The sequence below is a fragment of the Aeromonas sp. QDB31 genome, assembly GCF_027707605.1.
Classification (GTDB): domain Bacteria; phylum Pseudomonadota; class Gammaproteobacteria; order Enterobacterales; family Aeromonadaceae; genus Aeromonas; species Aeromonas media.
Genome location: NZ_JAPCIX010000002.1, coordinates 17503 through 43467 on the forward strand (window position 1 = coordinate 17503; position 25965 = coordinate 43467).

Below are 25965 nucleotides of genomic sequence, written 5' to 3' on the forward strand. Positions count from 1 at the left end.
ATCCTGATAATTGCACTGTGTTTGAATGCGCAAAAAACTGGGAGTTTATCGTGTTTCAACAACTGCAACGCCGCCTGGTCGAACAGGCTCCTCGTCTCTTGCGCCGCCCGCTCAAGCTGGTGCCCTTCACCCTGCAGCAAAACCTGATGGAGGCTTTGTTGGCACAGGCGTTCAAGGAGGCCATCCAGGACGGGGATTTCGCCTTCCTGGCCGGCAAGTGGCTGAAAGTTGAGGTGTCGGACCTCGAACTATGCTGGTTTGTCAGCGAGCGAGAGGGAAAACTGGTGGTGGCCCGTGACTGCGAGCGAGCCGATGTCTGCTTCAGCGGCAGCAGCCAGGATCTCATCCTGATTGCCGGTCGCAAGGAGGATCCGGACTCCCTCTTCTTCCAGCGCAGGCTGAAGATAGAAGGGGATACCGAGTTGGGCCTCGAGGTGAAGAACCTGATGGACAGCCTGGATCTCGATGGGCTGCCCGGGCTGATGAAATATCCCCTGATGGACCTGGCAACCCTGATAGAGCGGGTCCGATCAGCGCAGGATCCGCTGCCCGCGTCGATGGCCTGAGCCGCGTCTCAGCTGCATCGCCAGCCCCGGGGTATGATGGCGATGACGCCGCCTGGTCCATAGGCAGCGACCAGCCCAGAGACAGGGGAGCAGGGCGAGCAGGGCCGTGGTGTCAGGCAGGCGCAGCAGCACCAGCCCGAGCGCCAGCCACAGGAAAGGCAGGGCCTCATAGTACCACTCCGGTTGCAGCCAGCGTTTGGCGGGATAGATGACCAGATCGGTGCGCCTGTAGTTGGAGCGCATCATCCAGAGGAGAGCACCCACCACAAACAGCAGGATCGCCGCGAGCCAGAACAGCGGTGAGTGGGCAAAGAACCACAACACGGCGGAGAGCAGCAGGTAAAGCAACGGCAATTGTTCATAGATCCAGGGGGGAAGCATGAGAGGAGTGCTCCGGGTAATGCAGCTTGACCCTCTAAGGTTAGCTCTCCCTTTTCCCGCCTTCAGGCCGGTTGGTTATACAAGCGGTGATTTTTGTTCTGAAATGCAGGGTCAGAAGCGATGCCAAAATAGCGATTCGTTATGTTACTATTACGCGCCATTTTTGACTGAAGATTGACTGGGCATGTTGGATCAGATTCGTATCGTTTTGGTAAACACCTCTCACACCGGCAACATGGGCTCTGCGGCGAGAGCCATGAAGACCATGGGGCTGACTCAGCTGGTGTTGGTTGATCCGCAAGCCTTGCCCGATGACGATGCCATCGCCCTGGCGGCGGGAGCCAGCGATGTACTGGTCAACGCCCGCATCGTGCCGACGCTCGATGAGGCCATCGCCGATTGTGGCTTGGTCATCGGCACCAGTGCCCGCTCTCGGACCCTGAGCTGGCCCATGCTGGATCCCCGCGAAGCGGGTGAGAAGCTGGTGACGGAGGGGGTGACGCATCCGGTCGCTCTGGTGTTTGGTCGTGAACGCACCGGCCTCACCAACGATGAGCTGCAAAAGTGCCACTACCACGTGGCCATCCCGGCCAACCCCGAATACAGCTCCCTCAATCTGGCCATGGCGGTGCAGACCCTCTGCTACGAGGTGCGGATGCGCTGGCTGGAGACTCAGGGAACTGCCACGGTGGAATCGGATGCGGAGCGGGTGGATTATCCTAGTGCCCAGCAGTTGGAAGGCTTCTATCTGCATCTGGAGCAGACCCTGCAGAAGACAGGCTTCATTGCCGATGATCACCCCGGTCATGTCATGAGCAAGCTGCGCCGTCTGTTCAACCGCGCCCGGCCGGAAGTGGTTGAATTGAATATCCTGCGAGGCATTCTCACCTCGGTGCAGAAAGCCCGGCCGCAGGATTAATCCCGACTGATTTACTCAACCATATACTTGACTGTTTTAGTCGGGTATGTGACCATGTGCCCATATTGATTTGTTCGCAAGACGGTAAGGCATATGAGACTGACCTCAAAAGGACGTTACGCAGTGACAGCTATGCTCGACGTGGCGTTGCATGCAGAGCAGGGGCCCGTTCCTCTTGCTGATATTTCAGAGCGCCAGGGCATCTCCTTGTCCTATCTGGAACAACTGTTTGCCCGTCTGCGCAAGCATGGGCTGGTGAGCAGCGTGCGCGGCCCGGGCGGCGGTTATCGCCTCGGCCTGGCCCCTGGCGAGATCTCGGTAGGTCAGGTGATCACCGCGGTCGATGAATCGGTCGATGCGACCAAGTGCCTCGGCAAGGGTGGCTGCCACGGTGGTACCCAGTGTCTGACCCACTCCCTGTGGCGTGACTTGAGTGAGCGCATTTCCAGTTTCCTGGGGGACATCACCCTGGCGGAGCTGGTCGGTCAGGCCGATGTGCGCCGCATCGCCGGCAAGCAAGATGAACAAATGAAGACCGTGTTGTCCCTGGTTGACCGGGCCGAACGCGGTGATGTGAGCTTGAAAGTCCAACTATAAACGTGCTTTCCACGACGAGTCGCTGTGTGGCCGCGTCGTAACGGAGAAAAACATGAAACTGCCTATTTACCTTGATTATTCGGCAACCTGTCCGGTGGACCCGCGTGTCGCAGAAAAAATGATGCAGTGCCTCACCATGGACGGCCTGTTTGGCAATCCTGCCTCCCGCTCTCACCGTTTCGGCTGGCAGGCCGAAGAGGCGGTGGACCTGGCCCGTAATCAAGTGGCAGAGCTGATTGGTGCAGATCCTCGCGAGATCGTCTTCACCTCCGGCGCGACCGAATCCAACAACCTGGCCATCAAGGGCATAGCCCACTTCTATGCTGGCAAGGGCAAGCACATCATCACCTCCAAGACTGAACACAAGGCGGTGCTTGACACTTGCCGCCAGCTGGAGCGTGAAGGCTATGAGGTGACCTACCTCGAACCGATGCCAAACGGCCTGTTCACCCTGGAGCAGATCGAAGGTGCCCTGCGCGATGACACCATCCTGGTCAGCATCATGCATGTGAACAACGAGATCGGTGTGGTGCAGGATATCGCCGCCATCGGCGAGCTGTGCCGCTCCCGCAAGATCCTGCTGCACGTGGACGCGGTCCAGAGCGTGGGCAAGATCCCGGTGGACGTGGAAGCGTTGAAAGTGGATCTGCTCTCCATGTCCGCCCACAAGGTATACGGCCCCAAGGGGATCGGTGCCCTGTACGTGCGCCGCAAGCCCCGCGTACGCTTGGAAGCCCAGATGCACGGTGGCGGTCATGAGCGCGGCATGCGTTCCGGCACCCTGGCGACCCACCAGATCGTTGGCATGGGTGAGGCTTTCCGCATCGCCAAGGAAGAGATGGCGAGCGAGAGCCAGCACATCATGGCCCTGCGTCAGCGTCTGTGGAATGGCATCAAGAACATCGAAGAAGTCTATATCAACGGCGATCTGGACCAGCGCGTCCCGGGTAACCTGAACGTCAGCTTCGCCTATGTGGAAGGGGAATCCCTCATCATGGCGCTGAAGGATCTGGCTGTCTCTTCCGGTTCGGCCTGTACTTCGGCCAGCCTGGAGCCTTCCTACGTGCTGCGCGCCCTGGGCCTGAACGACGAGTTGGCACACAGCTCCATCCGCTTCAGCATCGGTCGCTTCACCACAGAGGAAGAGATCGACTACGCAATCAAGCTCATCTGCGACTCCATCGGTCGTCTGCGCGAGATGTCCCCCCTGTGGGAGATGTTCAAGGACGGCGTCGATCTGAACACGGTCGAATGGGCACATCACTGATCCTTGCCAGCGTGGCAAGTGTTTGGTGAACAACGGAATTAGCAGGAGTTAGATATGGCTTATAGTGAAAAAGTAATCGACCACTACGAGAATCCCCGCAACGTCGGTGGTTTTGACAAGAACGACCCCAGCATCGCGACCGGCATGGTCGGCGCCCCGGCCTGTGGCGACGTGATGAAGCTGCAACTGAAGATCAGCGACGACGGCATCATTGAAGACGCCAAGTTCAAGACCTACGGCTGTGGCTCCGCCATCGCCTCCAGCTCACTGGTGACCGAGTGGGTCAAGGGCAAGACCCTGGACGAAGCCGCCGGCATCAAGAACACCGACATCGCCGAAGAGCTGGCCCTGCCACCGGTGAAGATCCACTGCTCCATTCTGGCGGAGGATGCCATCAAGGCCGCCATCGCCGATTACAAGCAGAAGAAAGGTCTCTAAGGTCCGGAGAGCAGTATGGCCATTACCATGACAGACGCCGCAGCGGCACGGGTTTCCTCTTTCATAACCAACCGGGGCAAGGGCATAGGCCTGCGCCTCGGCGTTAAGACCACCGGCTGTTCTGGCCTTGCCTATGTGCTCGAGTTTGTGGATGAGCTGGCCGCTGAGGATCAGGTGTTCGAGCAGAACGGTGTCAAGATCATCGTCGATGCCAAGAGCCTGATCCATCTGGATGGCACCGAGCTGGACTTCGTCAAGGAGGGCCTCAACGAGGGCTTCCAGTTCAACAACCCGAACGCCAAGGGCGAGTGCGGTTGTGGCGAGAGCTTCAGCGTCTAATCGATGAAGCCGGCAGCCTGCTGCCGGCTTTGCCGTTCAAGATGGATGGTGAGCAAGGCACTAGCCTTCGAGTCTGAGGACACAGAATGAATCATTTCGAGCTGTTCGGGCTGGCAGAGGGCTTCGAGCTCGATACCCGCCAGCTGGCAGACACCTACCGCCAGTTGCAAACCCGGTTTCACCCCGATCGTTTTGCCACCGCCCCCGAGTGGGAGCAGTTGGCCGCGGTGCAGCGTGCCGCCCAGATCAACGATGCCTTCACTACCCTCAAGTCCCCCCTGCGCCGAGCAGAATACCTGCTCTCCCTGCGCGGTACCGACATTCGAGGCGAGCAACAGACCCTGCAAGACACCTCTTTCCTGATGCAACAGCTGGAGTGGCGCGAGCGCCTGGCCGAGTTGAAAGGAGAAGCGGATCCTGAGGGGGCCATCGAAGATTTTCGTCGCGAGATCAGGCATGATCACCAGTCTCTGATGCAACGGCTGACCGATACCCTCACCGCGGGTGAAGATCTGGCGGCGGCCGATTGCGTGCGCAAACTCAAGTTTGTCGACAAGCTCCTCGAGGAGCTGGAACGATTCGAAGACTCGCTGTTCGAGTCTTGACCCTCTAACGCTGGAATTGTGATTACCCATGGCATTACTGCAAATCGCCGAGCCCGGCCAGAGCGCCGCGCCTCATCAGCACAAACGTGCCGTAGGCATCGATCTCGGCACCACCAACTCCCTGGTTGCCGCCGTACGCAGCGGCCAGGCCGACACCCTGTGTGACGAGCAGGGGCGCGATCTGCTGCCCTCTGTGGTGCACTATCAAGCTGGCCAGGACGCCGCCATCAGGGTGGGCTTTGACGCCAAGCGCGAAGCCGCCCTCGATCCCCACAACACCATCGTCTCGGTCAAACGGATGATGGGCAAGGCGCTGGCCGACATGGATACCCGTCAGCAGCCTTACGAGTTCGTGGCCGCCGACAACGGCATGCCCCAGATCCAGACCCGCCAGGGGCTGGTCAATCCGGTGCAGGTCTCGGCGGAGATCCTGAAAAAACTGGCCGAGCGCGGCGCCGCCTCCCTGGGGGGCGACCTCGACGGTGTGGTCATCACAGTGCCCGCCTATTTTGATGACGCCCAGCGCCAGGGCACCAAGGATGCGGCCCGTCTGGCCGGTCTGCACGTGCTGCGCCTGCTCAACGAGCCCACCGCCGCCGCCATCGCCTACGGCCTCGACTCCGGTCAGGAAGGGGTGATTGCCGTCTATGACCTCGGTGGCGGCACTTTCGACATCTCCATCCTGCGTCTGCATCGCGGGGTGTTCGAGGTGATGGCCACCGGCGGCGACTCGGCGCTGGGGGGCGATGACTTCGATCACCTGCTGGCGGACTGGATCAAGGCGCAGGCCGGTTTGAGTGGCCAGCTCGATGCCCGCACCCAGCGCGAGTTGCTGGACGTGGCGGCGGCGGTCAAGCACGGCCTGACGGATGCCGACCGCGTTGCCTGCTCCTTTGCCGGCTGGCAGGGGGAGGTGAGCCGCAGCCAGTTCGACGAGCTCATCCTGCCGCTGGTCAAGCGCACCCTGCTGGCCTGCCGCCGCGCCCTGCGCGATGCGGGGCTCGAGCAGATGGAAGTGCTGGAAGTGGTGATGGTGGGGGGCTCCACCCGGGTGCCGCTGGTGCGCGAGCTGGTGGGGGCGTTCTTCCAGCGTACGCCGCTCACCAGCATAGATCCGGACAAGGTGGTGGCCATCGGCGCCGCCATCCAAGCCGACATCCTGGTGGGCAACAAGCCCGATGCCGAGATGCTGCTGCTGGACGTGATCCCGCTCTCTCTGGGTCTTGAGACCATGGGGGGGCTTGCTGAGAAGGTGATCCCGCGCAACACCACCATACCGGTGGCCCGTGCCCAGGAGTTCACCACCTTCAAGGATGGCCAGACTGCCATGGCCATCCACGTGGTGCAGGGAGAACGCGAGCTGGTGGCGGATTGCCGCTCCCTGGCCCGCTTCACCCTGACCGGTATTCCGCCCATGGCGGCCGGTGCCGCCCACATTCGCGTCACCTTCCAGGTGGATGCGGACGGACTGCTGTCGGTCAGCGCCATGGAGAAATCCTCCGGCGTGCAGGCTGAGATCCAGGTCAAGCCCTCCTATGGCTTGGCGGAAGAGGACATCCTCAGCATGCTGAGCGCCTCCATCGCCAATGCCCAGCAGGACATGGATGCCCGCATGCTGGCGGAGCAGCAGGTGGAAGCCGATCGGGTGGTGGAGAGCCTCAATGCGGCGCTGGCCGCCGATGGCGAAGCGCTGCTCAATGCTGCCGAACGTGCCGAGATCGACGCCGCGATCACTCATCTGCTGGCCATGCGTGCCACAGGCACAACCAATCAAATCAAAGATGCCATCGAGGCGGCGGATGCCGTCAGTGGCGAGTTTGCGGCCCGTCGCATGGATGCGTCCATTCGCAAGGTGCTGACCGGCCAAAACGTCAACAAGGTGTAATATGCCAAAACTGATCATTCTGCCTCACCCCGAACTCTGTCCGGACGGCGCAGCCCTCGAGGGCGCGACCGGTGAGACCATACTGGACATCGCCCTGCGCAACGGCATCGAGATCGAGCATGCCTGCGAGAAGTCTTGTGCCTGTACCACTTGCCACTGCGTGGTGCGGGAGGGTTTTGACTCCCTCGAGCCGAGTGATGAGCTGGAAGACGACATGCTGGACAAGGCATGGGGACTGGAGCCGGAATCCCGCCTGAGTTGCCAGGCCCGTCTGGCGGATGAGGATCTGGTGGTGGAGCTGCCCAAGTACACCATCAACCTCGCCTCCGAGCGTCATTGATTGACCCGCTAATTACACATGAGTGAATTGCGCGTGCAGCATCTCATGGTGCAGTGATGATATGGTGAAGGCCGTACCCCTCGGGGGAACGGCCTTTTTTGTCTCCGTTACCCCGCGTTGTTAATGAATCGTGCCAAGAAGAAAAGGAAGCAAGAGAAAATGGCTGACATGATGAAGGTACTGTTATCCGCCCAGGCTGCTGCCGCCCACTGGGGTGAAGGCGCCCTGCTCAGTTTCAGCGGTGAGGAGACCCTGATCCACCTGGGTTCCACCGTCTTGCAGCAGGATATCCTGCGCACCGTTCAGCGTGCGGCTCGCCGACTCGAATCGAGCGGCATCAAGCGGGTGAGCCTGGTCGGTGAGGGTTGGGATCTGGAGCGCCGTTACGCCTTCGCCCAGGGCTTCTATGCCGCCAAGGGGCAGCGTGAACTGGACTTCGGCGAGCAGAGCGCAGCGGATGCCCTTGAGCTGGAGGCGCTGGTCAAGGCTACCCGCTGGGTGCGCGAGGTGACCAACGGTTGCCCGGAAGAGATCTACCCCATGAGCCTGGCGGAGTCCGCCCTGCTGCTGATCCGCGGCCTGGGTGGCGATCAGGTCACCGCCCGCATCACCGCAGGCGAAGCTCTGCGCGAGGCCGGCCATATCGGGATCTGGTCGGTGGGCCGCGGCAGCGAGCGCGAGCCCGTGCTGCTGGAGCTGGACTACAACCCGACCGGGGATCGCAACGCCCCCGTGGTGGCGGCTCTGGTGGGCAAGGGCATCACCTTCGACTCCGGTGGCTACTCCATGAAGTCCTCTGACAACATGCTGCCGATGAAGTCCGACATGGGTGGAGCCGCCATGGTGACCGGCGCCCTGGCGCTCGCCATCAGCCGCGGTCTGGACAAGCGGGTGAAGCTCATTCTCTGCTGCGCCGAGAACCTGGTCTCCGGCCACGCCTTCAAGCTCGGTGACATCCTCACCTACAAGAACGGCATCTCGGTGGAGATCCAGAACACCGATGCGGAAGGGCGCCTGGTGCTGGCCGATGGCCTGCTGGCAGCCTCCGACAGCGGCGCCGCCCACATTCTCGATGCCGCCACCCTGACCGGCGCCGCCAAGACCGCGCTGGGCCGCGACTACAATGCCGTGTTTGCCCTGGACGAGTGCGAGCAACAGCGCGCTCTGGCCGCCGCGAAAGCCGAGCAGGAGAAGGCCTGGCCGCTGCCGCTGGAACCCTGGCATGTGGGGCAGCTCACCTCGGCCTTCGCCGAGCTGGGTAACGTCGCCTCCGCCGAAGGCACCGCCGGGGCCACCACGGCCGCCGCGTTCTTGTCGCGCTTCGTGCGTGACGAGGGCAAGGGCTGGGTGCACCTGGATCTCGCCGCCTCTTATCAAAAATCGGGCAACGATCTCTGGGCGACCGGTGCCAAGGGTCACGGTCTGCGCACCATCGCACGCTGGCTGCAGGAGGTGACTGCATGAATGTCTGGTTAAGTCGTGAATTTGCACCAGCCGAGTGGGGTGAGGGGGCGCTGCTCTCCCACCGTGCCGATGGCATGGTGATCCACCTGGTGACGGCGTCCCCCTTGCTGGACATCCAGCAGGCGGCCCGCCGTCTCTGCGGTCAGGGGATCCAGACGGTCGCCCTGTGCGGTCACTGGGAGCGCGAGCAGCAGTGGGCCTTCGCCCAGGGGCTGCAGACCCCCAAGGCCGAGGTGGAGCTGCAGTGGGCGACCTCGTCCGAAGAGGACAGGGAGGAGCTGGAGGCGCGCTGGCTGTGCGGGCGCTGGGTGCGCGAGATGACCAATGCCACCCCGGAACAGCTGGGGCCGCTGGAGCTGGCGGTGGAGGCGGCAGCTTTCATCACCGAGCTGGCACCGGACAGGATCAGCCATCGCATCCTCAAGGGTGAAGCCTTGCAGCAGGCGGGTTGGGTCGGTCTCTATCAGGTTGGCCGCGGCAGCGATCGCGAACCCGTGATGCTGGAGCTGGACTACAACCCCACCGGGGATCGCAACGCCCCCGTGGCGGCGGCCCTGGTAGGCAAGGGCATCACCTTCGACTCCGGCGGCTACTCCATGAAAACCTCCCAGGGCATGCTCACCATGAAGCATGACATGGGGGGGGCGGCCATCGTCACCGGCGCCCTGGCGCTGGCCATACTGCGCGGCCTCGACAAGCGGGTGAAGCTCATTCTCTGCTGCGCCGAGAACCTGGTCTCCGGTCACGCCTACAAGCTGGGTGATATCCTCACCTACAAGAACGGCACCACGGTCGAGATCGTCAACACCGACGCCGAGGGGCGCCTGGTGCTGGCCGACGGTCTGCAGCTCGCCGGGGAGTCCGGCGCACCGCTCATCATCGACGCCGCCACCCTGACCGGGGCCGCCGTGATGGCGCTGGGGGGGCGCTACAACGCCCTGTTCGGCCTCGACAAGGGATTGGTGAGCCGTGCTATGGCCTATTCGGATGCGGAGCAGGAGCCAGCCTGGCCGCTGCCGCTGGAACCTTGGCACCGCCAGCAGTGCCCGTCCCACTACGCCGATACGGCCAACAGCCGTCCGGTGCCGGGCGGTGGCCCGGGCGGCGCCTCCAACGCGGCGGGTTTCCTCTCCCGCTTCGTCGGCAATGAAGGGCGGGGCTGGCTGCACGTGGATCTGGCCGCCTGTTTCAGCGAGAACGGTGACAACCTCTGGGCCCCCGGGGCCAACACCCTGGGGATGCGCACCATCGCCCATACCCTGCTGGCGGAGACGCGCCGAGGGGCATGACAAGGCGAAAGGGCACCTCGGGGTGCCCTTTTCAACGGTGCTGGTTATATGAGCAATAGATAGGGTTTTAGCGGGTTAGCGTGACTATCGTGCACAAGCGCACATTTTTTCTCAGTGCCATGGCACAAGATGAGTCACCATGTTGTTTCAAGGAATTTTTTGTTTAATAAAAAGTTGCTATTTTGTGTGTTATTTCGGTTTTTGTTTACGTATAATCGCCGCCGAACATGGATTCCTACAATAAAACTCTGTAGTTAAGGAAAGAACTCAATGGCTATCGAACGTACCTTCTCTATCGTCAAGCCGGACGCGGTCAGCAAGAACCTGATCGGTGCCATCTACAGCCGCTTCGAGAGCGCCGGCCTGAAAGTGGTCGCCGCCAAGATGCTGCACCTGAGCAGCGAGCAGGCCGCCGGTTTCTACGCCGAACACCAGGGCAAGCCTTTCTATGATGGACTGGTTGCTTTCATGACCTCTGGCCCCGTCATGGTACAGGTGCTCGAAGGGGAAGACGCCATTCGCCGTCATCGCGAAATCATGGGCGCCACCAACCCGAAAGAGGCCCTGGCCGGCACCCTGCGCTCCTGCTATGCCGAGAGCATCGATCGCAACGCCGTGCACGGTTCCGATGCCCCGGCCTCTGCCGCCCGTGAAATCGCCTACTTCTTCTCCGACGCCGAGATCTGCCCACGCGGCTGATTTTCGTCAGAAGATCATCAAGGGAGCCTCGGCTCCCTTTTGTTTTTTGGTCATTCGGTCAATATCCTCTTATTCTCCAGGTGGAAAGGCAGACCCATTATTTGTACAATGCCGCCCCCTGACGTAGGTCAGCCGATAATTTATGAAGTGTGTGAGCTGAGGCCCTTGATGAGCGAAACAAAAACCAACCTGCTGGATCTCGATCGGGATGCCATGCGTGCCTTCTTCGTCGAGCTGGGCGAGAAGCCGTTCCGGGCAGATCAGATAATGAAGTGGATCTACCACTCCGGTTGTGATGACTTCGATCAGATGAGCAACGTCAACAAGGCGTTGCGTGAGCGTCTCAAGGCCATTGCCGAGATCCGAGCCCCCGAGATCAGCCGTGAACAACGCTCCGCGGATGGCACCATCAAGTGGGCCCTGCAGGTCGGGGATCAGGAAGTCGAGACCGTCTACATCCCGGAGGCGGATCGGGCGACCCTCTGTGTCTCCTCCCAGGTCGGCTGCGCCCTGGCGTGCACCTTCTGCTCCACCGCCCAGCAAGGTTTCAACCGCAACCTGAAGGTCTCCGAGATCATCGGCCAGGTCTGGCGTGCCGCCAAGGTGGTGGGCGGCAAGCGCCCCATCACCAACGTGGTGATGATGGGCATGGGCGAGCCGCTGCTGAATCTCGCCAACGTGGTGCCGGCCATGAGCCTGATGATGGATGACTTTGGTTTTGGTATCTCCAAGCGCCGCGTCACCCTCTCCACCTCCGGCGTGGTGCCGGCGCTGGACATGCTGGGCGACCAGATCGACGTGGCGCTGGCCATCTCGTTGCATGCACCGAATGACAAGCTGCGCTCCGAGATCATGCCGATCAACGACAAGTACAACATCGAGGCCTTCCTGGCGGGGGTGCGCCGCTATCTGGCCAAGTCCAACGCCAATGGCGGCCGGGTGACGGTGGAATATGTGCTGCTCGATCATATCAATGACGACATGCAGCATGCCCACGAGCTGGCGCAGGTACTCAAAGATACCCCTTGCAAGGTCAACCTGATCCCCTTCAACCCCTTCCCGGGCAATCCGTTTGGCAAGCCGAGCAACAGTCGCATCGACCGCTTCTCCAAGGTGCTGATGGAATACGGTATGACCGTCATCGTCCGCAAGACCCGCGGGGATGACATCGATGCGGCCTGTGGCCAGCTGGTGGGGGAGGTGATCGACCGCACCAAGCGCACCATGAAAAATCGGATGCAACAGGATGGGATTTCCGTCAAAATGGTTTAACTCGCTAAGCCATTGTATAGACAGGAAATGGATATCCGTACATTGATCGTAGTGGCAGCGCTCTGCGCGCTGCCTGGCTGTGTCACCGAGACCACTTACGCTGGCCAGAATTCTACCCAGCGTGAAGTGGGTCCCGACTTCAAGGCGGCTGCCCAGACCCGCCTCGATCTGGGTATTCAATATCTGCGTCAGGGCAATGCCGAACAGGCCAAGTTCAACCTCGATCGGGCCCTCCAGTACGACCCCAGCAACCCTCAGGTGTATATCGGCTTCGCCTATTTCTACCAGCAGGTATCCGATTTCAAGGCGGCCGAAGAGAATTACAAGAAGGCACTGGCCATGGATCCGACCAACGCTGACGCGATGAACAACTACGGTGCCTTCCTGTGCAACCGTGGGCGCTTCGACGAGGCGGAGAAGGCATTCCTGCAGGCGGTCAGCCAGCCGGATTACATCAAGATCGCCGATACCTACGAGAATGCGGCGCTCTGCTCGATGCAAAATCACAGAAATGACAAGGCCAACGAGTACTATCGTCTGGCCTTGGGGTATAATCCCCGCAATCCAAGGTTATTGCTGGACATGGCCGAGCTTTCCATGAAAGATGGCAAGCTGCCTGATGTGCAGTCTTACCTCGCGCGTTTCGCCGACGTGGCAGACGAGAACGAGGAGAGCCTCTGGCTCCGGCTGAGGCTTGCCCAGGCCATGGACAAACCGGCATTACTTCACCAATTCGGGACTGAGCTGGTAAGGCAATATCCCACTTCGCAACAAGCCAAGCGTTACTTAGCCAATGACTACTGAACAGCCACACGATTTCCAAGACGACTCCCAGGCAGTTGGCCCAGGCCAGCTGCTGCGCAACGCCCGTGAACAGCTCGGCTGGACACGAGAGCAGGTTGCGTCCCGCATTCACCTTCGTCTGACCCTGATCGCCGCTATCGAATCGGATACCTACGACAAGCACACGTCCCATACCTTCATTCGGGGCTATCTGCGTACTTATGCCAAGCTGGTCGGCATTCCCGAGGAAACCATACTCGCGGCCTACGACAAGCTGGGGCTGACGCCGCCCGATAACATCGACATGCAGAGCTTCTCCCGCCGCTCCCGCCAGCAAGCCAACGACAGTCGGCTCAAGGTGGTGACCTGGCTGGTGATCCTGGTACTGATTGCGCTCTCCATCGCCTGGTGGTGGCAGAGTACAGCACGTCGCTCCGCCGGGGATGAAGCCCTTGCGGCGAGCGAGATGGGCACGGACCCGACCGCGTCGGTCGCCAACGTGACGCCTACGGTGGACGTGGCCGACCCCGTGTTGCCCGTGGCCTCCGATGCCGTGGCGACTGAGCCTGCGGTGAGTGACGCCGCCGCCACAGCACCGGATGTCGTTGCCGCGACCAGCGCCGCCCTGTCTACCGAGGCCTCGGCAGCAGAGGCGACCCTGGCGCCGGCAGAGACGGTCGCCACCGAACCTGGCAAGGCGCCCCAGCTCAAGATGAGCTTCACCGCCGACTGCTGGCTGGATGTCAAGGATGCCAACGGCAAGACCCTGTTCAGCGGTCTGAAGAAGGCGAACGACGAGCTTGTGCTGGAAGGACCCGAGCCACTCAGATTCATCATTGGCGCGCCCATGGCGGTCAATCTCGAATACCAGGGCAAGTCCTTCGACATGAGCCGTTACAACAACGGCCGGACTGCTCGCTTCTCACTGCCGCAGGAGTAATCTGTCCGCCATGTCCGCTCACGAATCCCCCATTATTCGTCGTCAATCCAGGCAGATCATGGTCGGCAACGTGCCGGTTGGGGGCAATGCCCCCATCACGGTGCAAACCATGACCAACACCAAGACTACCGATGTTGCCGCCACCGTCGAGCAGATCCAGCGGATCGAGCGGGTCGGTGCTGACATAGTCCGGGTCTCGGTGCCCACCATGGAAGCGGCGGAAGCCTTCCGGCTCATCAAGCAGCAGACCCGCATTCCCATCGTCGCCGACATCCACTTCGACTACCGTATCGCTCTGAAAGTGGCCGAGTACGGTGCTGACTGCCTGCGCATCAACCCGGGCAACATCGGCAACGAAGAGCGGGTGCGCGCCGTGGTCGACTGTGCCCGCCATTACAACATTCCGATCCGCATCGGCGTTAACGGCGGCTCTCTGGAACGTGACATCCAGGAAAAGTATGGCGAACCGACCCCGGAAGCCCTGCTCGAGTCGGCCATGCGCCACGTGGATTACCTGGATCGCCTCAACTTTGAGAACTTCAAGGTGAGCGTCAAGGCCTCCGACGTCTTCCTGGCGGTCGGTGCCTATCGCCTGCTGGCCAAGCAGATCGACCAGCCGCTGCACCTGGGGATCACCGAGGCGGGCGGATTCCGTGCCGGCGCGGTGAAATCCGCCATCGGGCTCGGCATGCTGCTGGCCGATGGTATAGGCGACACCATCCGCATCTCCCTGGCCGCCGATCCGGTGGAAGAGGTGAAGGTGGGCTTCGACATTCTCAAGTCTCTGCGCATCCGCTCCCGCGGCATCAACTTCATCGCCTGTCCCTCCTGCTCCCGTCAGGAGTTCGATGTGATAGGGACGGTGAACGCCTTGGAAGAGCGGCTCGAGGACATCATCACCCCGATGGACGTCTCCATCATCGGCTGCGTGGTCAACGGTCCGGGCGAGGCCCTGGTCTCGGATCTCGGCCTTGCCGGTGCTGCCAACAAGAGTGCCTTCTATGAAGGGGGCCAGCGGGTCGACAGGCTCGACAACAAGGATCTCATCCCCGTGCTGGAGCGCCGCATCCGCGCCCGGGCGGCCATGCTGGATCCCGCCAACCAGATCCAGGTGGACAAAGGTTGAACCATGAAGGGGCCACCTGGGGTGGCCCCGGCTTTAGGTTGTTGATTTTACATCCCGCATCCGGGCACCCTGATTTTACCTCGGGGCCGAAAATCCCTATAATGCGGCCAAATTTTACCTCTTTTTCTCGAGTATCAACGTGGCAAAACAGATCCAAGCTATTCGCGGTATGAATGATTGCCTGCCGGAGCAGAGCCCGGTATGGCAGAAAGTGGAACAGATCCTGCGCCAGGTCGTCGCCAGCTACGGCTACAGCGAAGTGCGCATGCCCATCGTCGAGCAGACCCATCTGTTCAAGCGCGCCATCGGTGAAGTGACCGACGTGGTCGAAAAAGAGATGTACACCTTTGAAGACCGTAACGGCGACAGCCTGAGCCTGCGCCCGGAAGGGACCGCCAGCTGCGTCCGTGCCGGTATCGAGCACGGCCTGCTCTACAACCAGGAACGCCGGATGTGGTACATGGGCCCCATGTTCCGTCACGAGCGTCCCCAGAAGGGCCGTTATCGCCAGTTCCACCAGTTCGGAGTCGAGCTGTTTGGTATCAACGGGCCGGACATCGATGCTGAGCTGATCATGCTGACCCACCGTCTGTGGCGCCTGTTCGGCATCAGCGATCATGTCACCCTGCAGCTCAACACGCTCGGTCAGAGTGAAGAGCGCGCCGCCTACCGCGATGCCCTGGTCGCCTACTTGGAGCAGTACAAGAGCGAGCTGGACGAAGAGAGCCAGCGCCGCATGTACAGCAACCCGCTGCGGGTGCTCGACTCCAAGGACGAAAAAGTGCAAGCCATCCTGGTGGGTGCGCCCCGTCTGTTCGATCACCTGGGCGAAGAGAGCCTAGCCCACTTCGAGGGGCTCAAGCGCTTGCTCGAGTCCGCCGGTATCCAATACGAGGTGAATGAGCGTCTGGTGCGCGGCCTCGACTACTACAACCTCACCGTGTTCGAGTGGGTGACCAACAGCTTGGGTGCCCAGGGCACCGTCTGTGCCGGTGGTCGTTACGACGGCCTGGTGGAGCAGCTCGGCGGTCAGGCGACCCCGGCCGTGGGCTTTGCCATGGGCATGGAGCGTCTGGTGCTGATGCTCGAAACTCTCGAACTCAACGCCGATATCCGCCCGGCGGTGGATGTCTATCTGGCCATGGTGGGCGAGGGGACGGAACAGGCTGGTTTCCAGCTTGCCGAGCGGCTGCGCGATGCCCTGCCGGACTTGCGTCTGATGAGCCACTGCGGTGGCGGCAACTTCAAGAAACAACTCAAGCGTGCCGACAAGAGCGGCGCGGCCATTGCCCTGATCCTCGGCGAGACCGAGGTGCAAAGCGGGGAGATCACCATCAAATATCTGCGTGGCCAGGCCGAGCAACAGACCGTCTCGGTCGATGCCGCCATCGCCCTGCTGGCAGCTAAAGGAGAGTAAGCTGTGGAAGTGTATACCACTGAAGAACAACAGGTTGAGGTCATCAAGAGCTGGTGGAAAGAGAACGGCACCTCGGTACTCGCGGGGACCGTGATCGGTCTGGTCGGCCTCTTTGGCTGGCGTTACTACAACGAGCTGCAGCAGACCAACCAGGAAGCCGCCTCCCAGGCTTACAACGCCATGACAGCCCAGCTCGCCAAGGGTGACGATGCTGCCCTTGAGCAGGCCAAGAACTTCATCAGCGCCCATCAGGGCGACGCCTATGCGGAGCTGGCTGCCCTGCAACTTGCCGCGGCTGCGGTCAAGGCGGGCAAGCTGGATCTGGCTGCCGAGCAGCTGACCCAGGTGGCCGCGAATGGCGACGAGAGCATCAAGCCCATCGCCGCCCTGCGCCTGGCCCGGGTGCTCAAGGATCAGGGCAAGGCCGACGAAGCGCTGGCCCAGCTTGGCAAGATCAACAACGATGCCTTCAAGGCCCAGGTGGCGGAAGTGCGTGGTGATGTGCTGCTGGGTCAGGGCAAGCCCGAAGAGGCGCGCGATGCCTATCAGGTCGCGGCCGATGCCGGCGGCCTGCAGAGCAGCGCCGAGCTCAAGCTGAAGATGGACGATCTGGCGCTGCCAGCGGTGACAGCGGGTGAGGCTCCGGATGCGTAATCTGTACAAGAAAATGGCGCTGGGGGTGGCAGTTTCCCTGGCCCTGCAGGGCTGCTCCCTGTTCAGTTCCGAGGAAGACCTGACCCCGATGGCCCCCCTGCCCGTGGTCGAGTCCGCCTTCACGGCCGACACGGCCTGGTCTTCCTCCGTCGGCGATGGCATCGGTGATTTCTACTCCCAGTTGCAACCCGTGGTGGAAGAGGATCACATCTATGCCGCCGCCCGTGATGGCGACGTGACCGCCTTCGATCGCAGCAGTGGTGAGACCCTGTGGAGCGTGGATCTGGCGGACCTGCCCATCAACGCCGACAAACGCAGCGCCCGTCTCTCCGGCGGTCTGGTCTCCCGTTATGGCAAGTTGTTCCTCGGCTCCGAGAACGGGGTGGTCTACGCCCTGAACGAAGCGAACGGGGAAGTGCTGTGGCAGACCACGGTCCCCGGTGAAGTGGTGGCGAGCCCCGCCGTCGAAGATGGTCGCGTGGTGGTGCTGACCACCTCGGGTCGTCTGGTGGCGCTCGACACCGATGAGGGCAAGTTGCAGTGGACCCTGTCCGAAGAGCAGCCGCCCCTGACCCTGCGCAGTGCCGGGACCCCGGTCATCACCAACGGCGCCGTGCTCTATGGCCGTGCCGATGGCAAGGTGGGCATCGCCCTGCTGAGCAACGGCCAGCCGGTGCGCCAGTCCAAGGTGGCTGACCCGCGCGGCGCCACCGAGCTGGACCGCATGGTCGACGTGGACGCCAGCCCGCTGATTGCCGGTGATGAGCTCTACGCCATCGCCTACAATGGCCAGCTGATGGCCCGCAAGCTGATGACCGGTGACGAGGTGTGGAAGCGCAAGTATTCCGGCTACCGCGACATGGCTGTGACCGGCAATGCCATCGTGCTGACCGACAACCGCAGCCACCTGTTTGCGGTCGACAGGCGCAATGGTCTTGAGCTGTGGTCCAACACCCAGCTGGAAAACCGCACCGTGACCGCCCCCGTCGTCCTGGGTGACTATGTGGTGGTCGGTGATGTGGAAGGCTACCTGTATTGGCTGGATCGTACCGACGGGTCCATCAAGGCCATGCAGCAGCTCGACAGCAGTGGTCTCTATGCCGCGCCCCTGGTGGACGGTGACACCCTGTATGTGCAGAGCCGTGGCGGCAAGTTGTACGCAATCAAGCGTCCCTGATCGCCCGTCAATCTGAATATCCGGCTCCTGGTCTTCGGACCCGGAGCCTTTGTCGTCTTGAGAATGAGGCTTTTATGACTCCTGTAGTAGCCCTGGTGGGCCGCCCCAACGTGGGGAAATCCACCCTGTTTAACCGCCTGACCCGTACCCGGGATGCCCTGGTTGCCGATTTCCCCGGCCTGACCCGGGACCGCAAATACGGCCAGGCGAAGTTGGGCGAGCTGGAATTTATCGTGGTCGATACCGGCGGTATCGATGGCACCGAGGAGGGGATCGAGCTGAAGATGGCCGAGCAGTCCCTGTTGGCCATCGAGGAGGCCGATGTGGTGCTGTTCATGGTGGATGCCCGTGCCGGTTTGACCGCCGCGGATCAGGCCATCGCCGAGCACCTGCGCAAGACCCACAAGAAGGTGTTCCTGGTCGCCAACAAGACCGATGGCATCGACGGTGACTCCGCGGTCTCCGAGTTCTACGGTCTGGCGCTGGGGGAGGTCTACCAGATCGCCGCCGCCCACGGCCGTGGCGTGTTGAGCCTGCTGGAGCTGGCGCTGGCTCCCCACCTTGAGACCCTGGTCGAGGCCGCCGAAGAAGAGACGCAGGAAGAGGAGGACTTCGACGAAGAAGCCCTGCTGCGCATGGTGGCCGCCGGTGATCTCGATACCCGGGAAGACACCAAGGAGACCCCGTTTGCCGACCTGCCCATCAAGTTCGCCATCGTCGGTCGCCCCAACGTCGGCAAGTCGACCCTGACCAACCGCATGCTGGGTGAAGACCGGGTCATCGTCTATGACATGCCGGGCACCACCCGCGACTCCGTCTACATCCCCATGGAGCGTGACGAGCAGAAGTACGTGGTCATCGACACCGCCGGCGTGCGCCGTCGTGGCAAGGTGCACGAGACGGTGGAGAAGTTCTCCGTCATCAAGACGCTCAAGGCGATTGAAGATGCCAACGTCTGCCTGCTGGTGATCGACGCGCGCGAGACCATCACGGATCAGGACTTGAGCATCCTTGGCTTCGTCCTCCACAGCGGCCGCTCCGTGGTGCTGGTGGTGAACAAGTGGGACGGTCTGGATCAGAAGGTGAAAGAGGACGTCAAGAACGAGCTGGACCGTCGTCTGGGCTTCATCGATTTCGCCCGCGTCCACTTCATCTCCGCCCTGCACGGTAGCGGTGTCGGCCATCTGTTCGAGTCCATCAATGAGGCTTACCAGTCCGCCACCCGTCGTACCAGTACCGCCATGCTGACCCGCATCATGCAGATGGCGCAGGAAGACCACCAGCCGCCGATGGTGAATGGTCGCCGCGTCAAGCTCAAGTATGCCCACGCCGGTGGCTACAACCCGCCGCGTATCGTGATCCACGGCAACCAGCTGAACGACTTGCCGGACTCCTACAAGCGGTATCTCATCAACTACTTCCGCAAGTCCCTGAAGATCATGGGGACCCCGATCAGGGTCGAGTTCCAGGAATCGGTCAACCCGTTCGAGGGCAAGAAGAACACCCTGACCCTGAGCCAGGAGCGGCAACGGGATCGCCTGCTCAAGGCGAAGAACAAGAGCAAGAAATAAGCCCTGACGGCTGCCCCGGTGGCAGCCGTTTTTTTATCTGCAAGATGAGAGGTGAGCCCAGCGCTCATGCCTGAGAGGAGATGACCATGAGTCTCTTGACATGCCCGGCCTGCCACGCCGAGCTGGACAGCCGCAGTGCGGAGGCGAGCTGCGGCCAGTGCCATGCCAACTATCGGATCCGGGCGCTGTGCCCTACCTGCCAGCATGAGCTTGAACGGCTCAGGGCATGTGGCGCCGTGGATTACTTCTGCCACCACTGCAACAGCCTCATCTCCAAACGTACTGTCCAGTTTGAGCTGACGCCGGTCGAGGCATAAAAAGGCATTAAAAAAACCCGGCCTTGGCCGGGTTTATGCTGTGTGCTCCGCAATCAGCAAGGTGTAGGAGCGGTTTCGGTGCCATATCTTGCGTTTCATGTCGGCCAGTTTCAGCTTGCGTCTGGGGCTCCAGGCGCATCTGGTCTTTCTGGTCAACGTGGCTCTTCTGCGTGTTCGCATCTGGTTTTCCTCTCTGGTCATCCCGGCGACGCTGACAGCCCTGACATAGGGGGCCATCGGTGTCGCAAGTTGATGAATATATTGCAACAAGCCTCTCTCAGACAGGCTTGGGTCTGGGAGGATGGTAACAGAGAATTTCCCCAGACGACACACCCGGCAGGGCTCAGGGGGTGATGATCTGCTTGACCACTTCGGCGATGATGGCGGGGCGCTCTGCCGGGGCGGCCGGCTCGCTGCCGTCGTCCTCGTCCAGGGTTTCGCGGCGATGAGCCTTCTGTTGCTCGTTGTCGAGCCACAGCAGGCTCTGGTAGTACTGGCGTACGTTGTTGACATAGTTGCGCGCCTCGCCACCCCGGGCATAGCCATAGCGTACCTTGCGATGCCAGCGTGACTGCTGCAGCAGGGGCAGCACCTCTTTCACGTCCCCCCAGGCATCGGGGTTCTTGCCGAGCTCCTTGGTCAGGCGACGGGCATCCATCATGTGGCCATAGCCGATGTTGTAGGCGGTGAGGGCAAACCACACCTTCTCGTCGGCCGGTACCGAGTCGGGCACCTTCTCCATCATCTCCTGCAAGTAGCGGGCGCCCCCCTTGATGCTCTCCTCCGGGTGCAGCCTGTCATTCACTCCCATCGCCTTGGCGGTAGGGCCGGTGAGCATCATCATGCCGCGCACCCCTGTGTAGGAGCGTGCCAGAGGATCCCAGTGGGACTCCTGATAGCTGATGGCGGCCAGCAGGCGCCAGTCGATCTCCTTGGCGTGAGTCTGGAACAGATCCTGGTACTTGGGCAGCAGGCTCTTGGCCCGCTGCAGGAAGGTGCGGGTGTCGACGAAATCGAAGTTCTGCACGTGGCCAAAGTACTTCTCGTCGAGCTTGGCGATGGAGCCATCCATGAAGCGCTGACCGAAGAAGTCGATGATGCTGGCATAGAGGCTGTCATCGGGCAGCTTGGTCATGGCCCAGGCCACGGTCTGCTTGCTGGCGAGGGTCAGCCCCTCGGTGAGTTCGGGGTAGTAACGCTGGGTGCGGGCCAGTACGGTGTCCTGCACTACTGTGTAGTCGACCTCGCCGTCGGCGACCTGTTTGAGCAGCTCCTCCACGTCGGCATCGCGGTTGATGCGCCAGTTCAGATTGGGGTACTGACTGGCCATCTCCTTCATCAGGTCCTCACCGGTGGAGCCGGCAGGCACCACTATGGTGCCCTTGATGTCGCCGAGATCCTTGGGCCTGGGAGAGCCGTTGCGATAGACCAGCTTGGGGGATACCTGGTAGAAGCCCGGGCCGAAGCGAAACAGCTTGCGTCGCTCCGGAGTCACGACGATGGCGGCGGCGGCGAGATCCAGCTTGCCCTTTTGCAGTTGCTCGACCAGCTCGGCGGTGGAGTAGGCCGGGATTATGGTCAGCTTGACCCCCAGCCAGTCGGCATAGTGCTGCGCCAGCTCGTAATCGAACCCCTGGGCGGTGTCGTCGCGCTGGTAATAGGAGGTGGGACCATAGAGGGTGCCAACACGGATCTCGCCCCGTTGGCGGATCTGCTCCAGCTGGCTGGAGGGGGAATAGAAGTCACAGCCGGCCAGGGCCAGCGTCAGCAACATCCCGATAAACAGTCGAAAAATGCAGCGCAAGTAGGTGAGTACCCTTGTTGAAAAAATCGGCATTTGTCAAAAAAGAGGCACCTTTATACCAGAGACGGTGGAGGGAGTCACATCGTGGGAGATGAGAAAAACGTTTGTTCGCGATGGGCCTGATCCCTATAATACGCGCGTCTCAAATCCCCCCACACTCTAAAACTTGGTGAGAAAGGTATATGGAAATCTTGCGTGGTGCCCCAGCACTGTCTGAGTTTCGTGTCCACAAGCTGCTGCAGAGCTGCGCACAGAGAGGAGTAGAGATAGCAGACGTCTATGCCGAATATGTGCACTTTGCCGAGCTTTCGAGCCCGCTGTCGCCCCCTGAGCGAGCGACCTTGGGCCAGCTTCTGCGCTACGGCCCGACCATCCCGGAACACACCCCCAGCGGTCAGCTGTTTCTCGTTACCCCCCGCCCCGGCACTATCTCCCCCTGGTCTTCCAAAGCAACCGACATCGCCCACAACTGCGGCCTGCACCAGGTCAAGCGGCTGGAGCGCGGCATTGCCTATTACGTGCAGGCCAAGGGTGAGCTGACCGCAGCCCAGCGTGGCGAGGTCGCGGCCCTGCTGCACGATCGCATGATGGAGACGGTGTTCGATGAGCCGAGCCAGGCCGCCGCCCTGTTTGCCCATCACGAACCGCGCCCCTTCACCCAGGTGGACGTGCTGGGTGGTGGCCGCGCCGCCCTGGCCTCGGCCAACGTCGAACTGGGCCTGGCCCTGGCCGACGACGAAATCGACTACCTGGTGGAGAACTTCACCAAGCTTGGTCGCAACCCCAATGACATCGAGCTCTACATGTTCGCCCAGGCGAACTCCGAGCACTGCCGTCACAAGATCTTCAACGCCGACTGGACCATAGACGGCGAGGCGCAGCCCAAGTCGCTGTTCAAGATGATCAAGAACACCTTCGAGCAGACGCCGGATCATGTCCTGTCTGCCTATAAAGACAACGCTGCCGTGATGGAGGGCAGCCAGGGTGGCCGTTTCTTCCCGAGCCCCGCCAGCGGTGAGTACCAGTATCACCAGGAGCGCGTCGACATCCTGATGAAGGTGGAGACCCACAACCACCCGACCGCCATCTCCCCCTTCCCGGGGGCGGCCACCGGTTCCGGTGGCGAGATCCGCGACGAGGGTGCGACAGGCCGTGGCGCCAAGCCCAAGGCGGGCCTGGTGGGCTTCTCCGTCTCCAACCTGCGCATCCCCGGTTTCGAGCAGCCCTGGGAGCAGGATTTCGGCAAGCCGAGCCGCATCGTCAGCGCCTTTGACATCATGCAGGAGGGGCCCCTTGGTGGCGCCGCCTTCAACAACGAGTTCGGTCGTCCCGCCATCCTCGGCTACTTCCGTACCTTCGAAGAGCAGGTGCCGAGCCACAACGGCGTCGAGGTGCGTGGCTACCACAAGCCCATCATGCTGGCGGGCGGCATCGGCAACATCCGCAGTGAACACGTCCAGAAGGGAGAGATCCCGGTAGGGGCTGCCCTCATCGTGCTGGGCGGCCCGGCCATGAACATCGGCCTGGGGGGCGGCGCAGCCTCCTCCATGGCCTCTGGTCAGTCTGCCGAAGACCTCGATTTCGCCTCGGTGCAGCGGGACAACCCCGAGATGGAGCGCCGTTGCCAGGAGGTGATCGATCGCTGCTGGCAGCTCGGCGATGACAATCCCATCGTCTTTATCCACGACGTGGGGGCCGGTGGCCTCTCCAACGCCATGCCGGAGCTGGTGAACGACGGCGATCGGGGCGGCCGCTTCGACCTGCGAGCCATCGCCAGCGACGAGCCGGGCATGAGCCCGCTGGAGATCTGGTGCAACGAATCCCAGGAGCGTTACGTGCTGGCGGTCGCCCAGGACAAGCTGCCCCTGTTCAAGGCTCTGTGCGAGCGCGAGCGCGCTCCTTATGCCGTGATCGGCACCGCCACCGAAGAGAAGCATCTGACTCTCTCTGACAGCCACTTTGACAACCAGCCCATCGATTTGCCGCTGGACGTGCTGCTCGGCAAGGCGCCCAAGATGCACCGCGACGTGGTGACCCTGCCCGCCCAGGGCAAGGCGCTGCAACTGGATGGCATCACCCTGAACGAGGCGGCCGAGCGGGTACTGCGCCTGCCGACCGTGGCGGAGAAGTCCTTCCTCATCACCATCGGCGATCGCAGCGTGACCGGTCTGGTCAACCGTGACCAGATGGTCGGCCCCTGGCAGATCCCGGTGGCCGATTGCGCCGTCACCGCAGCGACCTACGACAGCTATCATGGCGAAGCCATGTCCATGGGGGAGCGTACCCCGGTGGCGCTGCTCTCCCACGCCGCTTCAGCCCGTATGGCGGTGGCCGAGGCCCTGACCAACCTGGCACCGGCCCACATCGGATCGCTGAAGCGGGTCAAGCTCTCCGCCAACTGGATGTCCGCCGCCGGTCACCCGGGGGAAGATGCCGGCCTCTACGAAGCCGTGAAAGCGGTGGGCGAGGAGCTCTGCCCGGCCCTTGGTATCACCATTCCGGTGGGCAAGGACTCCATGTCCATGAAGACCCGCTGGCAGCAGGACGGGGAGGAGCGCAGCGTCACCTCGCCGCTCTCCCTGCTCATCTCGGCGTTTGCCCGGGTCGAGGACGTGCGCAATACCGTCACCCCGCAACTGCGCACCGATCTTGGAGAAACCGATCTTATCCTGATTGACCTTGGCAACGGCAAGCAGCGCCTCGGCGCCTCTGCCCTGGCCCAGGTCTATCGCCAGCTTGGCGAGAGTGCCCCGGATCTGGACAACCCGGTCCAGCTCAAGGGCTTCTTCAACGCCATCCAGGCGCTGGTGGCAGATCGCAAGCTGATTGCCTACCACGACCGCTCCGACGGCGGCCTCTTCGTCACCCTGACCGAGATGGCCTTCGCCGGTCACTGTGGCCTCGACATCCAGCTCGACCGCGTGGGCGGCGACCTGCTGCCGGCCCTGTTCAACGAGGAGCTGGGCGCCGTCATCCAGGTGCGCCGCGACGACAAGGAAGCCGTGCTGACCCTGTTGGCCGGACACGGTCTGGCGGCCTGCTCCCACGTGCTGGGCACGGTACGTGAGGATGATCTCATCCTGTTCCAGCGCGCCGGCACCGAAGTGTACCGCGCCAGCCGCACCGCCCTGCGCACCCTTTGGGGTGAGACCAGCTGGCAGATGCAGCGCCTGCGGGACAACCCGGAGTGCGCGGATCAGGAACACGCCGCCCGTCAGGACGCCACCGATCCGGGTCTGCAGGCCAGGCTGACCTACAACCCGTCCGAGGACGTGGCCGCCCCCTATATCGCCCGCGGGGTCTCCCCCCGTCTGGCGGTGCTGCGCGAGCAGGGGGTCAACTCCCACGTGGAGATGGCCGCGGCGTTCGACCGAGCCGGGTTCGCGGCGGTGGATGTGCATATGAGTGACATCCTGTCCGATCGCATCAAGCTGGAAGAGTTCCAGACCCTGGTGGCCTGTGGCGGCTTCTCCTACGGCGACGTGCTGGGGGCGGGGGAAGGCTGGGCCAAGTCCATCCTGTTCAACGACGGGGCCCGCGAGCAGTTCCAGCGCTTCTTCGAGCGTGGCGATACCCTCTCCTTGGGTGTGTGCAACGGTTGCCAGATGATGTCCAACCTGCGTGACCTCATCCCGGGGGCCGATCTCTGGCCGCGTTTCGTGCGCAACCGCTCCGAGCGTTTCGAGGCGCGCTTCAGCCTGGTGGAAGTGCAGGAGTCACCCTCCGCCTTCTTCGCCGGCATGGCGGGCTCCGTGATGCCGATTGCCGTCTCCCACGGGGAAGGGCGGGTGGAGGTGCGCGACGCCGCTCACCTTGCCGCGCTGCAACAGAGCGGCCTGGTGGGGCTGCGTTTCGTGGACAACCGGGGTCAGGTCACCGAGCAGTACCCGGCCAACCCGAACGGGGCGCCGGCGGGCATCACCGCGGTCACCACCACGGACGGCCGCGCCACCATCATGATGCCGCACCCGGAGCGGGTGTTCCGCACCGTGGCGAACTCCTGGCACCCGGACAACTGGGGCGAAGATGGCGCCTGGATGCGGATGTTCAGAAACGCTCGCGTGCGTCTGGGTTAATCCCGCGCTGACATGGTAGAAAATCATAAACCGGCCCCG

At 62.2% G+C, this 25965-nt stretch carries 24 protein-coding genes; 22 read left to right on the forward strand and 2 right to left on the reverse strand.

Annotated features, from left to right (window positions below; genetic code table 11):
- Positions 1-50: 50 nt before the first annotated feature.
- A complete protein-coding gene (ubiT, locus tag PG898_RS02065; RefSeq protein ID WP_041206966.1) occupies positions 51-566 on the forward strand; it encodes a ubiquinone anaerobic biosynthesis accessory factor UbiT in 516 nt (171 codons plus the stop codon).
- On the opposite strand, the gene PG898_RS02070 is transcribed toward ubiT, so the two are convergent.
- On the reverse strand, positions 531-947 hold the full coding sequence (locus PG898_RS02070) for a hypothetical protein (protein ID WP_042650451.1): 417 nt from the start codon (positions 945-947) through the stop codon (positions 531-533). The two genes, ubiT and PG898_RS02070, sit on opposite strands and share 36 nt — an antisense overlap.
- 184 nt (positions 948-1131) lie before the next feature.
- On the opposite strand from PG898_RS02070, the gene trmJ reads away from it, so the two are divergent.
- The 20 genes from trmJ to PG898_RS02170 all read left to right on the forward strand — a co-directional run bounded on the left by trmJ (position 1132) and on the right by PG898_RS02170 (position 20046).
- Positions 1132-1866: a tRNA (cytosine(32)/uridine(32)-2'-O)-methyltransferase TrmJ gene (trmJ, locus tag PG898_RS02075; protein WP_042650452.1), complete on the forward strand. Its 735-nt coding sequence runs from the start codon at positions 1132-1134 to the stop codon at positions 1864-1866.
- 93 nt (positions 1867-1959) lie between these two features.
- Entirely contained in the window at positions 1960-2463 is a 504-nt protein-coding gene (iscR, locus tag PG898_RS02080; protein WP_025327241.1) for a Fe-S cluster assembly transcriptional regulator IscR, read from the forward strand.
- A gap of 52 nt (positions 2464-2515) precedes the next feature.
- A complete protein-coding gene (locus tag PG898_RS02085; RefSeq protein WP_041205949.1) occupies positions 2516-3730 on the forward strand; it encodes an IscS subfamily cysteine desulfurase in 1215 nt (404 codons plus the stop codon).
- Between the two features lie 54 nt (positions 3731-3784).
- Entirely contained in the window at positions 3785-4168 is a 384-nt protein-coding gene (gene iscU, locus PG898_RS02090; protein ID WP_005299770.1) for a Fe-S cluster assembly scaffold IscU, read from the forward strand.
- Between the two features lie 15 nt (positions 4169-4183).
- Positions 4184-4507 (forward strand): iron-sulfur cluster assembly protein IscA, encoded by a 324-nt coding sequence (iscA, locus tag PG898_RS02095; protein ID WP_005324290.1) that lies wholly within the window; start codon positions 4184-4186, stop codon positions 4505-4507.
- Between the two features lie 86 nt (positions 4508-4593).
- Positions 4594-5112, forward strand: a complete 519-nt coding sequence (hscB, locus tag PG898_RS02100; RefSeq protein ID WP_270823427.1) for a co-chaperone HscB — start codon at positions 4594-4596, stop codon at positions 5110-5112.
- A gap of 28 nt (positions 5113-5140) precedes the next feature.
- Entirely contained in the window at positions 5141-6997 is a 1857-nt protein-coding gene (gene hscA, locus PG898_RS02105) for a Fe-S protein assembly chaperone HscA (RefSeq protein WP_042650454.1), read from the forward strand.
- Between the two features lies 1 nt (position 6998).
- The gene (gene fdx / locus PG898_RS02110; RefSeq protein WP_005324284.1) at positions 6999-7337 is read left to right on the forward strand and encodes an ISC system 2Fe-2S type ferredoxin; all 339 of its coding nucleotides are present in this window, start codon (positions 6999-7001) and stop codon (positions 7335-7337) included.
- A 159-nt stretch (positions 7338-7496) separates the two neighbouring features.
- The gene (gene pepB / locus PG898_RS02115; RefSeq protein WP_042650455.1) at positions 7497-8801 is read left to right on the forward strand and encodes an aminopeptidase PepB; all 1305 of its coding nucleotides are present in this window, start codon (positions 7497-7499) and stop codon (positions 8799-8801) included.
- Positions 8798-10090, forward strand: coding sequence for an aminopeptidase PepB (pepB, locus tag PG898_RS02120; RefSeq protein WP_042650456.1), 1293 nt, complete (start codon positions 8798-8800; stop codon positions 10088-10090). The genes pepB (PG898_RS02115) and pepB (PG898_RS02120) overlap by 4 nt, the downstream gene beginning before the upstream one ends.
- Positions 10091-10360: 270 nt before the next feature.
- On the forward strand, positions 10361-10789 hold the full coding sequence (gene ndk / locus PG898_RS02125) for a nucleoside-diphosphate kinase (RefSeq protein WP_005324280.1): 429 nt from the start codon (positions 10361-10363) through the stop codon (positions 10787-10789).
- A 168-nt stretch (positions 10790-10957) separates the two neighbouring features.
- Positions 10958-12061, forward strand: coding sequence for a bifunctional tRNA (adenosine(37)-C2)-methyltransferase TrmG/ribosomal RNA large subunit methyltransferase RlmN (locus PG898_RS02130; RefSeq protein WP_041205947.1), 1104 nt, complete (start codon positions 10958-10960; stop codon positions 12059-12061).
- A gap of 12 nt (positions 12062-12073) precedes the next feature.
- Positions 12074-12865 (forward strand): PilW family type IVa pilus biogenesis/stability lipoprotein TapF, encoded by a 792-nt coding sequence (tapF, locus tag PG898_RS02135; RefSeq protein ID WP_082030168.1) that lies wholly within the window; start codon positions 12074-12076, stop codon positions 12863-12865.
- On the forward strand, positions 12855-13784 hold the full coding sequence (locus tag PG898_RS02140; RefSeq protein WP_042650458.1) for a RodZ domain-containing protein: 930 nt from the start codon (positions 12855-12857) through the stop codon (positions 13782-13784). The genes tapF and PG898_RS02140 overlap by 11 nt, the downstream gene beginning before the upstream one ends.
- A gap of 10 nt (positions 13785-13794) precedes the next feature.
- The gene (ispG, locus tag PG898_RS02145) at positions 13795-14910 is read left to right on the forward strand and encodes a flavodoxin-dependent (E)-4-hydroxy-3-methylbut-2-enyl-diphosphate synthase (RefSeq protein WP_042650459.1); all 1116 of its coding nucleotides are present in this window, start codon (positions 13795-13797) and stop codon (positions 14908-14910) included.
- Between the two features lie 139 nt (positions 14911-15049).
- Complete coding sequence (hisS, locus tag PG898_RS02150) at positions 15050-16327, forward strand: histidine--tRNA ligase (RefSeq protein ID WP_043131699.1); 1278 nt, start codon at positions 15050-15052, stop codon at positions 16325-16327.
- Between the two features lie 3 nt (positions 16328-16330).
- On the forward strand, positions 16331-16981 hold the full coding sequence (locus tag PG898_RS02155; protein ID WP_270823429.1) for a YfgM family protein: 651 nt from the start codon (positions 16331-16333) through the stop codon (positions 16979-16981).
- Complete coding sequence (gene bamB / locus PG898_RS02160; RefSeq protein ID WP_270823430.1) at positions 16974-18158, forward strand: outer membrane protein assembly factor BamB; 1185 nt, start codon at positions 16974-16976, stop codon at positions 18156-18158. The genes PG898_RS02155 and bamB overlap by 8 nt, the downstream gene beginning before the upstream one ends.
- Before the next feature lie 74 nt (positions 18159-18232).
- Positions 18233-19729 (forward strand): ribosome biogenesis GTPase Der, encoded by a 1497-nt coding sequence (gene der / locus PG898_RS02165; protein ID WP_041205938.1) that lies wholly within the window; start codon positions 18233-18235, stop codon positions 19727-19729.
- 86 nt (positions 19730-19815) lie between these two features.
- Complete coding sequence (locus PG898_RS02170; protein ID WP_042650463.1) at positions 19816-20046, forward strand: zinc ribbon domain-containing protein; 231 nt, start codon at positions 19816-19818, stop codon at positions 20044-20046.
- Positions 20047-20389: 343 nt separating this feature from the next.
- On the opposite strand, the gene mltF is transcribed toward PG898_RS02170, so the two are convergent.
- On the reverse strand, positions 20390-21883 hold the full coding sequence (gene mltF, locus PG898_RS02175; protein ID WP_270823431.1) for a membrane-bound lytic murein transglycosylase MltF: 1494 nt from the start codon (positions 21881-21883) through the stop codon (positions 20390-20392).
- Between the two features lie 149 nt (positions 21884-22032).
- On the opposite strand from mltF, the gene purL reads away from it, so the two are divergent.
- Entirely contained in the window at positions 22033-25926 is a 3894-nt protein-coding gene (gene purL / locus PG898_RS02180; protein WP_270823432.1) for a phosphoribosylformylglycinamidine synthase, read from the forward strand.
- Positions 25927-25965: the final 39 nt, after the last annotated feature.